At 65.3% G+C, this 10937-nt stretch carries 12 protein-coding genes; 9 read left to right on the forward strand and 3 right to left on the reverse strand.

Features of this window, described 5'->3' with window-relative positions; all coding sequences use genetic code 11:
- The coding region (locus J6525_RS44805) for a transposase (protein ID WP_225648735.1) at window positions 1-266 on the forward strand (266 nt) is incomplete at its 5' end.
- A 64-nt stretch (window positions 267-330) separates the two neighbouring features.
- On the opposite strand, the gene J6525_RS44810 is transcribed toward J6525_RS44805, so the two are convergent.
- Both J6525_RS44810 and J6525_RS44815 read right to left on the reverse strand, forming a co-directional pair.
- Window positions 331-1605 carry an NAD(P)/FAD-dependent oxidoreductase gene (locus tag J6525_RS44810; protein ID WP_225649420.1) on the reverse strand — a complete coding sequence of 425 codons (1275 nt, stop codon included), beginning with the start codon at window positions 1603-1605 and terminating at the stop codon, window positions 331-333.
- Between the two features lie 115 nt (window positions 1606-1720).
- Complete coding sequence (locus J6525_RS44815) at window positions 1721-3127, reverse strand: DHA2 family efflux MFS transporter permease subunit (protein ID WP_225649421.1); 1407 nt, start codon at window positions 3125-3127, stop codon at window positions 1721-1723.
- 193 nt (window positions 3128-3320) lie between these two features.
- Between J6525_RS44815 and J6525_RS44820 the strand changes: the two genes are divergently transcribed.
- The gene (locus J6525_RS44820) at window positions 3321-3629 is read left to right on the forward strand and encodes a hypothetical protein (protein ID WP_028333780.1); all 309 of its coding nucleotides are present in this window, start codon (window positions 3321-3323) and stop codon (window positions 3627-3629) included.
- A 35-nt stretch (window positions 3630-3664) separates the two neighbouring features.
- Window positions 3665-4561, forward strand: coding sequence for a sigma-70 family RNA polymerase sigma factor (locus tag J6525_RS44825; RefSeq protein ID WP_225649422.1), 897 nt, complete (start codon window positions 3665-3667; stop codon window positions 4559-4561).
- Between the two features lie 247 nt (window positions 4562-4808).
- On the opposite strand, the gene J6525_RS44830 is transcribed toward J6525_RS44825, so the two are convergent.
- On the reverse strand, window positions 4809-5357 hold the full coding sequence (locus J6525_RS44830) for a DUF805 domain-containing protein (RefSeq protein WP_225649423.1): 549 nt from the start codon (window positions 5355-5357) through the stop codon (window positions 4809-4811).
- 393 nt (window positions 5358-5750) lie between these two features.
- Between J6525_RS44830 and J6525_RS44835 the strand changes: the two genes are divergently transcribed.
- The 6 genes from J6525_RS44835 to J6525_RS44860 form a co-directional block, all read left to right on the forward strand.
- Complete coding sequence (locus tag J6525_RS44835) at window positions 5751-6923, forward strand: ABC transporter substrate-binding protein (RefSeq protein ID WP_225649424.1); 1173 nt, start codon at window positions 5751-5753, stop codon at window positions 6921-6923.
- Window positions 6924-7161: 238 nt separating this feature from the next.
- Complete coding sequence (locus J6525_RS44840) at window positions 7162-8079, forward strand: branched-chain amino acid ABC transporter permease (RefSeq protein WP_057019470.1); 918 nt, start codon at window positions 7162-7164, stop codon at window positions 8077-8079.
- Window positions 8076-9023, forward strand: coding sequence for a branched-chain amino acid ABC transporter permease (locus J6525_RS44845; protein ID WP_376708661.1), 948 nt, complete (start codon window positions 8076-8078; stop codon window positions 9021-9023). The genes J6525_RS44840 and J6525_RS44845 overlap by 4 nt, the downstream gene beginning before the upstream one ends.
- A gap of 4 nt (window positions 9024-9027) precedes the next feature.
- On the forward strand, window positions 9028-9795 hold the full coding sequence (locus tag J6525_RS44850; protein ID WP_225649427.1) for an ABC transporter ATP-binding protein: 768 nt from the start codon (window positions 9028-9030) through the stop codon (window positions 9793-9795).
- A gap of 7 nt (window positions 9796-9802) precedes the next feature.
- Window positions 9803-10531, forward strand: a complete 729-nt coding sequence (locus J6525_RS44855; protein WP_225649425.1) for an ABC transporter ATP-binding protein — start codon at window positions 9803-9805, stop codon at window positions 10529-10531.
- Between the two features lie 195 nt (window positions 10532-10726).
- Window positions 10727-10937: transposase (locus J6525_RS44860; RefSeq protein ID WP_225642946.1), on the forward strand; the 211-nt coding region annotated here is incomplete at its 3' end.

Consider the following 10937-nt stretch of genomic DNA (forward strand, 5'->3'; position numbering starts at 1 on the left):
GGGTCTACCGCGGAAATCAACTCCTCGACGCGCTCTCAGACTGCGGTCCATGGACTGTCGAGATCGTCGAGCGGCCTCAAGGCGTCAAAGGCTTCCAGCTTCTGCCGAGGCGGTGGGTGGTTGAACGCACATTCGCTTGGTTCGGCAGATGCCGCCGCCTCGCCAAGGACTTCGAGGCGACGGTGGCAACCGAAGCTGCCTGGCTGCTGATTGCACACATCAGGCTCCTGACCCGCAGACTCGCGGCTGCAGCTAAGGTTGGGTGATTTATGAGTCAGACTCTGAGGAGCGCGGAACGGCGATTGTGCACGGATCGCCGAGGCCGATCCCCTACTGCGCGACCTTGCTGCTGCCTTGTGTGATCAGCCGTGCGGCGCGCTGGTCGCGGGTGTGGATCCAGAGCCAGTTCATCGCCACCGCAATCCGATGCCGCACGCCGATCAGGAAGTAGATGTGGGCGAGGCCCCAAATCCACCATGCCAGCGAGCCGCGCAGCTTGAGCCAGCCGAAATCGATCACCGCCTTCTTCTTGCCGATCTGGGCGAGGCTGCCGGCATGCCTGTAGCGGAACGGGGGCAGCGTCTTGCCGTCGAGCCGGGCCTTGATCAGTGCGGCGACGTAGCGCCCCTCCTGCTTGGCGGCCGGCGCGATGCCCGGCACCGGATTGCCGTCGGGATCCTTGATCGTGACGGTGTCGCCGACGGCGAAGACATCGGGATGGCCGGGCACGGTGAGATCCGGCTCGACCTGCAGTCGATGGGCGCGATCGGCCGGCGCGTTCAGCCATTCGGCGGCGCGCGAGGCGCGCACGCCGGCGGCCCAGACGATGGTGCGCGCCTCCAGCCTCTTGCCGCCGAACACCACGCCGTCGGCCGAGCATTCGGTGACCGGCTCGCCCAGCATCACCTCGACGCCGAGCCTTTCCAGCGACGCCTGCGCATAGGCCGAGAGATCGTCCGGGAAGCCGGCCAGCACGCGCGGGCCGGCCTCGATCAGCACCACGCGCGCCTTGCGCGTGTCGATGTGACGGAAGTCTTGCGGCAGCGTGTCCTTGGCGAGGTCGGCGATGGTGCCGGCCATCTCGACGCCGGTCGGCCCGGCGCCGATGATGACGAAGGTCAGCAGCGCCGCGCGCTTGTCCGGATCGGTCTCGCGCTCGGCGCGCTCGAAGGCGACCAGGATGCGCCGCCGCAGCGTCGTCGCGTCCTCCAGCGTCTTCAGGCCGGGCGCGAACGGCTCCCATTCGTCATGGCCGAAATAGGCGTGGCGGGCGCCGGTGGCGAGGACCAGCGTGTCGTAGGGAAGGCTGCCGCCGTCGTCGAGCTGGACGCATTTCGCTGCGGCGTCGACGCCACAGACATTGGCGAACAGCGTCGTCACCTCGGGCCGGTCGCGCAAGAGATAGCGGATCGGCCAGGCGATCTCGCTGGTGGCAAGCGAAGCGGTCGCGACCTGATAGAGCAGCGGCTGGAACAGATGGTGGTTGCGGCGGTCGATCAGCGTGATCTCGACCGGCGCCCCTCTGAGACCGAAAGCGGCTTCCAGGCCGCCGAAGCCGGCGCCGACGATCACCACGCGATGAGGTTTGGCCGGCGTTTGCGTCATCTGATGTCGCTCTCGGTTTCGAACGGCTTCGTCGTTTGATTATGTATTCATTCGCAGCCTCATTCCAACACGAAATGCCCGATCGCCCGATAGCAAAACCCAATCGCCGCAAGCCTCACGCATCCTGCGGCGCGGCCGCGGCGACGGCCCGCCGCCGCATCGGCAGGAACAGTCCCGCGACCGCGCCGGCGAATGACAGTGTTGCGGCAAGGCTCATCGCCGACGCGAATCCGTTTGCGAAATGACCGGATGAATCGGCTGCGCCATTGGCGGAAAAGCTCGCCACCAGCGCCGCGATGCCGAACATGCCGCCGAGGAAGCGGCCCATGTTGAAGACGCCCGACGCCTTGCCCATCTCGCTGACGGCGACCGCGCCCAGCACCGCGTTCTGCGCGGCCGGCATCGCCATCGACACGCCGACGCCGGCGAGCACCAGCGGCGCGACCAGCGCCGAATAGGGCACCGCGGGGCTCACGATCTCGCTGATCCATCCGAGCCCGATCGCCTGCATCAGGAGGCCGGTGACGACCAGTGTGCGCTCGCCGAACCGGTTGACCGCGGCGCCGGCGATCGGCGCGGTGACGAACAGCGTCGCCGTCCACGGCAGCAAACGCAGCCCGGCGCCGAAGGCGTCGAAGCCGAGCGCGATCTGCAGGAACTGCGGCAGCAGGAACAGCACGCCATACATCGCGGCGTAGAACAGCACGCTTGCGGCCATGCCTGACGCAAAGGGCCGTGCCGCGAACAGCCGCATCGGCACCATCGGGCTTGTGGCACGCAGCTCCCACAGCACGAACAGCGCCGCCAGCGCGACGCCGGCGATCAGCGCGCCCGTCACTTCCGCGCTGGCCCAGCCGACGCCGTTGCCGCGCAGCAGGCCCCAGACCAGCGCCAGCGCCGCGAGCGCGACCAGCGTGAGTCCGGCGATGTCGAGCGGCGCTGGCGGCCCGAAGCTTTCGCGCAGGCGGGCGATCACGAGGGCGATCGCGACCAGGCCGATCGGCAAATTGATCCAGAAGATCCAGCGCCAGCCGAGATGTTCGGTGATGAAGCCGCCGATCGCGGGACCTATGATCAGCGCGCATCCGGTGATGCCGCTGAAAATGCCGAGCGCGCGGGCGCGCTCCTCCCGGCCGAACGCGCCGCTCAGGATCGCCATCGCCAGCGGCATCACCAGCGCCGCGCCTGCGCCCTGCAGGGCGCGGGCGGCGATCAGGGCCGCGGCGTTGCCGGCCAGCGCGCAGGCCGCCGACGCCACGACGAACAGGCCGATCCCGGCCGCGAACATCCTGCGCTGCCCGAACCGGTCGCCGAGCGCCGCGCCGGTCAGGAGCAGCACCGCGAAGGTCAGGTTGAAGGCGTTGACGGTCCACTGCAGCGTCTCCACGGCGCTTCCGAAATCGGCGCGGATGGTCGCGAAGGCCGTGGTCATGATCATGGCGTCGAGCGCCATCATGAAGGATGCCAGCGCGGTGAGGCCGAGCACCCAGCGCTGTTCGGCGCGCTCTCGAGGGGTCTGCATGGTCGTTCTCCGTTGCCGCGCCGCGAGATTGCGGCGCGCTTCGCCGGCAAGGACGAACCGGAACGGGCAAAGGATGCGGCGAAGAACTATTTTTGAATTTATTTTTGCCGGACCGCATCCTTTGGCGGTTCGCGAACGTCCTTGGGTCTGAGGCGGCCGGTTCAGGCCGCAGAACCAGGCCAAGGAGGCTGCGATGAGACGGACCCTGATCAGGTACAAGGCGAAGCCGGAGATGGCGGAGAAGAATGCCGCGCTGGTGTCGGCCGTGTTCGCCGAGCTGAAGGCGGCGAGGCCCGACGGCGTGCGCTATCTGACCCTGCGGCTGGAGGACGATACCTTCATCCACATGGTCGAGACCGCGGCCGAGGACGGTTCGAGCCCGATCCCGAAACTGGCCGCGTTCCAGGCGTTCCAGGACGGCATCCGCGATCGTTGCGCCGAGCCGCCGCTGGTTCGCAGTGCGGTGATTGTCGGGAATTATCGTATGCTGGATGAGCCGTGAACCGGCGGGCAGTGCACCGATCTGGCGGAGCCATCATGACGTCACCACACCAAGCGCCGGCCGCGACCGACGTCGACACGCTGTTGGCGGCGATGCGGCCGAGGCTGCATCGCTACTGCGCCCGCATGGTCGGATCCGTCATCGACGGCGAGGATGTGCTGCAGGACGCGCTGATCAAGGCGGTGGAAGCCTTCGGGTCCGCCGCGCCGATCCAGAATCCGCAAGCCTGGCTGTTCCGGATCGCGCACAACACCGCGCTCGATTTCCTCAGGCGGCGCAACCGCCAGGAAGCGCTCCACGCGCCGGAGGAGGTGGACATGATGGCCGGAGAGCTTGATGACGTCGGCCGCCGCGAGATCGCCGCGACCAGCCTGCGCACCTTCATGCGCCTGCCGGTGGCGCAGCGTTCCAGCGTGATCCTGATGGATGTGCTCGGCTGCTCCCTGCAGGAGATCTGCGGCATCATGGATTTCAGCCTGCCCGCGGTGAAAGCCGCGCTGCACCGTGGACGCACCCAATTGCGCGAGTTTGCCGCCGAGCCGGACGACGCGCCGCGGCCCGGCCTGTCGCCGGCCGATCGCATCAGGCTCAACGCCTATGTCAGGCATTTCAACGCCCGCGACTTCGACGCCATCCGCGCCATGATCGCCGATGACATCAGGCTCGAGCTCGTCAACCGGACGCGGCTGAACGGCAAGGCCGAGGTGTCGCGCTACTTCGGCAATTATTCGAAGATCGACGACTGGCATCTGGTGACCGGACAGGTCGAGGGACGCCCCGCGATCCTGGTGTTCGATCCGAACGCACAGGGCGCGCCGCCGCGATCGTTCATGCTGCTCGACTGGTCGGCCGACAAGGTCGCGACGATCAGGGATTTCCGCCACGCGTCCTACGCGATCGACGGCGCCGAATGGGCGGTGGATCAAGGCTGACCGCCGATCAGCGCTTGGCGCAGTGACCACGCCACAAACTCAGTGTCGTCCCGGACAAGCCAACGGGTCGGCGCGAAGCGCCGCCCGATGACAGGCTCCGCGCGATCCGGGACCCATAACCACCAATGGGAATCGTCTTGGATCGCTGAGGCCCCAGCCCTCTTCAACAATCTAAGCCTGTGGTTATGGGTCCCTGCTCCCGTGCGCAATTGCGCACTAGGCAGGGACGACAATAGGGAGGGAGCCGCTACCGCGTCTTTCCGCCGAACTCGCCATTGGCGATCCGCGCGACGCGGCTGCCGCCTGCGGCCGGCGTGCTGCGTCTTTCAAACAGGCCATCGTCGCCGGTCTCGCGCTGCGATGGCGGCGGTTCTTCGAAATAGCCGCCACTCCGCCAGACCAGCAGGACGATGTTCATTGCGCCATTGACGGCGGCGCCGACCACCGTTTCGGTGTGCTGATAGGTCAGCGCATATTCGGGAAATCGTCCGGCAATCGCCCTGTCGAGCACGAGGAGGGCGATCCATGCCGCCATCACGCAGACCGGATCCCAGCCCATGTCGCGCACCCGCATCGATTGCAGCATGAAGCAGATGACGAGCATGCCGTAGAAGGCAATGACCAGCACGGGGTTGCTCGATGCCTGCGCCAGCAGCACGTCCATACTGCCGCTCGCCGGTGCGTTGCCGGTGACGCCGTAGACCAGCATCATAAAGCCGAGGCCCACCACGAAGGTGCAGAAGAAGAAAGCCAGTCGGCCCATCCGGGCATTGAAGCCGAAGATGTAATTCAGCATGTGACGCACCCCTTTGGCGGCAGCGTCGGCCAGGGATGCTTTCCGGACCATGAAGCCCGCAGGCGCTTGCCGGCCTGTGGTTTCCGGGTGCTTTACCGGATCGTTAAAGCCTGCTGCAGTGCGGGCGTGGGTCGTTGCGGAAGGCCGGTGCCTGCGACAATCGTTGCCCACGCAACCGGCATTATATTTCTTGCCATGGTCGATTTAGACGAATTATGATGCAAGGTGCTGGGGTATGCGCCGAAGGTTCTAAGTCAGCGCCGTCGGTTCATGCTTGCTGCAGACTTGCGATATCGCGCACAAAATACGTCACAGAACGACGCGCGCAAAGCGTGACCCCCGGGCCCTCGTGATCGAGCCTCGTGGGATCTTTGGTTGAGGAGGGGAGTGAATATGAAAAAGGCATTTTGGCTGGCAGGCGCCATGGCTGTGGCGCTGGCGCAGCCCGCGACGGCGGCTGACAGCATCAAGATCGGCTTCGTCTCGACCTTCAGTGGTCCGACCGCTGTGATCGGCAACGACATGCGCAATTCCTTCGAGCTCGCGCTCGACCATCTCGGCCGCAAGATTGACGGCAAGCCGGTCGAGGTGATCTACGAGGACGACCAGCAGAAGCCGGATGTCGGCAAGCAGAAGACCGAGAAGCTGGTGCAGTCCGACAAGGTCGACTTCATCGTCGGCTACATCTGGTCGAACGTGCTGCTGGCGTCGCTGAAGACCGCGGTCGATTCCAAGACCTTCCTGATCTCGGCCAATGCCGGTCCGTCGCAACTCGCCGGCGAACTGTGCTCGCCTTACGTGTTCTCGACCTCCTGGCAGAACGACCAGACCCCGCAGGCGGTCGGCACCTACATGAACCAGAAGGGCGTCAAGTCGGTGTTCCTGATCGGCCCGAACTACGCCGCGGGCAAGGACATGCTGGCCGGCGTCAAGAGCACGTTCAAGGGCCAGGTCGTCGGCGAGGAATATACGGTGTGGCCGAGCCAGCTCGACTTCTCCGCCGAGCTCACCAAGGCGAAGAACTCCAAGGCCGAGTCGATCTTCGTGTTCTATCCGGGCGCGGCCGGCGTGCAGTTCCTGAACCAGTACGCGCAGGCCGGCATCAAGCAGCAGATCCCGCTCTACACTGCGTTCACCATCGACGAATTGTCGCTGCCGTTGCAGAAGGACAATGCACTCGGCGTTCCCGGCGCGCAGCAATGGGTCAACGACCTGCCCAACGAGGAGAACAAGAAGTTCGTCGCCGACTACCGCAAGAAGTATCCGGGCTTGCGGCCGACCTTCTACGGCGCACAGTCCTACGACGCTGCCAACCTGATCAACAGCGCCGTGGTCGCGGTGAAGGGCGACCTGACGAAGAAGGACGCGATGAAGGCCGAGATGGAGAAGGTGAACTTCAAATCGGTGCGTGGACCGTTCAAGTACGGCAACAACCACATTCCGATCCAGAACTTCTATCTGCAGGACGTGGTCAAGGACGCCGAGGGCCAGCTCTCGCTGAAGACGGTCGCGACCATCGTCAAGGACGACCAGGACCGCTTCCACGACAAGTGTCCGATGAAGTGATTGTCGGGCGTCTTTTTGGCGCGCGGCTTGCTTCTCTTTACCTCGCCCCGCTCTTGCGGGGAGAGGTCAATCGCGAAGCGATTGGGTGAGGGGCTCTTTCCCGGCATTCGGTTTGCGGAAAGAGCCCCTCACCCCAACCCTCTCCCCACAAGAGCGGGGCGAGGGAGAACCCGCAATGTGCAATGCGGCGGCGTGCTTGCGCTGCCGCTGTTTTGTTTCAGCCCGGTATGAAGGATCCATGTATCTCGTCGTCGAACAACTGCTGAACGGCCTGCAATTCGGTCTCCTGCTGTTCCTGCTGGCGGCCGGGCTGACGCTGGTGTTCGGCATCATGGACTTCGTCAATCTGGCGCACGGCTCGCTCTACATGATGGGCGCCTATTTCGCGGCGACCTTCGTGGCCTGGACCGGTAGCTTCGTGCTCGGCGCGCTGATGGCGCTGGGCGCCACGCTGCTGCTCGGCATCGCGCTGGAATATGTCGCGCTCAGGCATCTCTATGGCCGCGACCATCTCGACCAGGTGCTGGCGACGTTCGGCCTGATCCTGTTCTTCAACGACGCCGTCCGGCTGATCTGGGGCCCGGCGGGCCTCGCGCTGCCGCTGCCGGCCTGGCTCACCGTGCCGGTGCAGATCATCCCCGGCGTTTACTATCCGGCCTACCGCCTTATGATCATCGTGGTCGCGCTGGCGGTCGCAGCAATGCTCTATCTCGTCGTGATGCGCACCCGCATCGGCATGCTGATCCGCGCCGGGGCCTCCAACCGCGAGATGATCGGGGCGCTCGGCATCAACATCAAGCTGCTGTTCACCCTGGTGTTCGGCCTTGGCGCGGCGCTCGCCGGCCTCGCCGGGCTGATGCAGGCGCCGATCCTCACCGTGCAGATCGGCATGGGCGAGAACATCCTGATCCTGGCCTTCGTGATCATCGTGATCGGCGGCATCGGCTCGATCCGCGGCGCGTTCATGGCCGCGATCTTCGTCGGCATCATCGACACGATGGGCCGCGCCTTCCTGCCCGACCTGCTGCGCAAGGTGCTGAGCGGGGCGGCGGCGTCGACCGCGGCGCCGGCGCTGTCATCGATGCTGATCTACCTCCTGATGGCCATCATCCTTGTGCTGCGGCCCGAGGGGCTGTTCCCGGCGGCCAAACGATGATGCGAAAGCTCAACGTCTCCAACGCGGTCGCGGCGCTGATGTGTGCCGCCCTGATCCTGCTGCCGCTCTATTCGGCGGTCACGGGCAATATCTTCATCCTCACGCTGTTCACCCGGATCGTGATCTTCGCGCTTGCCGCCGCGAGCCTCAATCTGATCATGGGCTATGGCGGCATGATGAGCTTCGGCCACGCCGCCTATCTCGGCATCGGCGGCTATGCCGTCGGCATCCTCGCCGCCGAGGGCATCGGTTCCGGCTTCATTCAGTGGCCGGTGGCGCTCGCCGTTTCGGCGTTGTTTGCGCTGCTGATCGGCGCCCTCTCACTGCGCACCCGCGGCGTCTACTTCATCATGATCACGCTGGCCTTTGCGCAGATGGCCTACTATATCGCCTCCGCGCTGTCGCGCTACGGCGGCGACGACGGCCTCACCGTCTACAAGCGCAGCGATTTCGCCGGCCTGATCAACCTGTCGGATCGCAACCAGTTCTATTATCTCTGCCTGGCCTGCCTGTTCGGCGGCCTCTATCTGATCTGGCGCATCGTCAATTCGCGTTTCGGCCTCGTGGTGCAGGGCGTCCGCTCCAACGAGCAGCGCATGCAGGCGATCGGCTTCCATGCCAATCGCTACCGCCTGGTCTGCTTCGTGATATCAGGCACGATCTGCGGCCTGGCCGGCGCGCTGCTTGCCAACAACACCGATTTCGTCAGCCCCGCCGTGATGTACTGGACACGCTCCGGCGATCTCATGGTGATGGTGATCCTCGGCGGCATGGGCTCGCTGTTCGGTCCCGTCATCGGCGCGATCGTCTATCTCCTGCTCGAGGAGTTGCTGTCGCAGTTCACCGAATATTCGGGGCTGATCCTGGGCCCGGTGTTGCTCCTGATCGTGCTGTTCGCGCGCGGCGGCATCATGGGCCTGCTCGGGAGGATGCGCCGTGGTTGAGCCCCTGCCAAATCCCCTGCTGCGCGTCGACAATCTGGTCCGCCGCTTCGGCGGCATCACCGCGACCGACAACCTCTCGATGGAGGTGGTGCCAGGCGAATTGCACGCCATCATCGGCCCCAACGGCGCCGGCAAGACCACGCTGATCAGCCAGCTCACCGGGCAGGTGATGCCGAACTCCGGCACCATCCGCTTCGCCGGCCGCGACGTGACAAACCTGCCGTCCTACAAGCGCAGCCGCCTCGGGCTGGCGCGCTCGTTCCAGATCACCTCGCTGCTGAAGGATTTTTCCGCGATCGACAATGTCGCGCTGGCGGCGCAGGCGCATGACGGCCACTCGTTCCGCTTCTGGGGCAATGCGCGCAAGGAGCGGCATCTGCGCGAGTCCGCGCGCGCGGCGCTCGAGCGCGTCGGCCTCGGCACGCGCGCCGATATCGTGGTGTCGCAATTGAGCCATGGCGAGCAGCGCGAGCTCGAGCTCGCGGTCGCGCTCGCCACCAGGCCGCAGCTGTTGCTGCTGGACGAGCCGATGGCCGGGCTCGGCGTCACCGAATCGGCGCGGATGGTCGCGCTGTTGAAGGAGCTGCGCAAGGAAGTCACCATCGTGCTGGTGGAGCACGACATGGAGGCGGTGTTCGCGCTGGCCGACCGCATCACGGTCTTGGTCTATGGCCGCGTCATCGCCTGCGACGTGCCGGACGCGATCCGCAAGCACGACGAGGTCAAGCGCGCCTATCTCGGCGAACAGCATGCGGTGACGCACCATGGCTGATACCAGGATGGCTGAAACCAAAACCGCTGAAACCCTGCTTGAAGTCGACGCGATCGAGACCTGCTACGGGCTGAGCCAGGTGCTGTTCGGCCTGTCGCTCCAGATCAAGTCGGGCGAGATGGTCGCGCTGATGGGCCGCAACGGCATGGGCAAGACCACGACGATCCGCTCGATCATGGGCCTGACGCCGGCGCGATCAGGCGCCATCCGCTTCGCCGGCGAGGCGGTGCGCGGCCTGCCGTCCTACAAGATCGCAAAGCTCGGGATCGGCCTGGTGCCGGAAGGCCGCCAGATATTCCCCAACCTCACGGTGCGCGAAAATCTCGTCGCCGCGTCAGGCAATCGCTTCAGTGCCTCCGATCCGTGGACCATCGACAGGATCCACGCGCTGTTTCCGCGGCTCGCCGAACGCACGAATAATATGGGCGTCACGCTGTCCGGCGGCGAGCAGCAGATGCTGGCGATCGGCCGCGCGCTGATGACCAATCCGAAATTGCTGATCCTCGACGAGGCGACCGAGGGTCTTGCGCCCCTGATCCGCGACGAGATCTGGAGCTGCCTGTCGATGCTGAAGGAGCGCGGGCAGTCGGTGCTGGTGATCGACAAGAACGTCGGAAACCTCGCCCGCATCGCCGACCGCCATTACATCATCGAGCGCGGCCGCACCGTGTGGAGCGGCACCAGCGGGGAGCTGATCGCCGAGCCGGATCTGCAGCACAAGTATCTGGGGATTTGAGCAGCAAGTATTGCCGTATCGCCGTCATCCTGAGGAGCCTGCGTAGCAGGCGTCTCGAAGGATCGATGGCCCGGCTGGTGGCCGTGCATCCTTCGAGACGCGCTACGCGCTCCTCAGAGCCTGACTGAAAAATGGGTGAGTGATCTCAGTGGGGTGTGATTCCATCGGATTTGCAAAGATTCGAGGGAGAGCACGATGCCCTGGACCAAGATCACTCGGGAGCAATATCGGCGGGACGATCTGCGTTATGCAAGCGATATGACCGATGCGGAGTGGGCGCTGATCAGACGCCTGTTGCCGCGAGCGAACCGGCGCGGCCGGCCGCGTAAGACGGAGCTGCGTCGTGTGATCGAAGCGATCCTCTATATCGTTTCGACCGGCTGCCAGTGGCGGGCGTTGCCGCAGG

Source organism: Bradyrhizobium australafricanum (genome assembly GCF_020329495.1).
In the GTDB taxonomy this organism is placed as follows: domain Bacteria; phylum Pseudomonadota; class Alphaproteobacteria; order Rhizobiales; family Xanthobacteraceae; genus Bradyrhizobium; species Bradyrhizobium australafricanum.

What these genes read in the sequence shown, in the direction of transcription:
- J6525_RS44810 (WP_225649420.1), bottom strand. Translation starts at nt 1,605, where the DNA reads ATGACGCAAACGCCGGCCAAACCTCATCGCGTGGTGATCGTCGGCGCC.
- J6525_RS44815 (WP_225649421.1), bottom strand. Translation starts at nt 3,127, where the DNA reads ATGCAGACCCCTCGAGAGCGCGCCGAACAGCGCTGGGTGCTCGGCCTC.
- J6525_RS44820 (WP_028333780.1), top strand. Translation starts at nt 3,321, where the DNA reads ATGAGACGGACCCTGATCAGGTACAAGGCGAAGCCGGAGATGGCGGAG.
- J6525_RS44825 (WP_225649422.1), top strand. Translation starts at nt 3,665, where the DNA reads ATGACGTCACCACACCAAGCGCCGGCCGCGACCGACGTCGACACGCTG.
- J6525_RS44830 (WP_225649423.1), bottom strand. Translation starts at nt 5,357, where the DNA reads ATGCTGAATTACATCTTCGGCTTCAATGCCCGGATGGGCCGACTGGCT.
- J6525_RS44835 (WP_225649424.1), top strand. Translation starts at nt 5,751, where the DNA reads ATGAAAAAGGCATTTTGGCTGGCAGGCGCCATGGCTGTGGCGCTGGCG.
- J6525_RS44840 (WP_057019470.1), top strand. Translation starts at nt 7,162, where the DNA reads ATGTATCTCGTCGTCGAACAACTGCTGAACGGCCTGCAATTCGGTCTC.
- J6525_RS44845 (WP_376708661.1), top strand. Translation starts at nt 8,076, where the DNA reads ATGATGCGAAAGCTCAACGTCTCCAACGCGGTCGCGGCGCTGATGTGT.
- J6525_RS44855 (WP_225649425.1), top strand. Translation starts at nt 9,803, where the DNA reads ATGGCTGAAACCAAAACCGCTGAAACCCTGCTTGAAGTCGACGCGATC.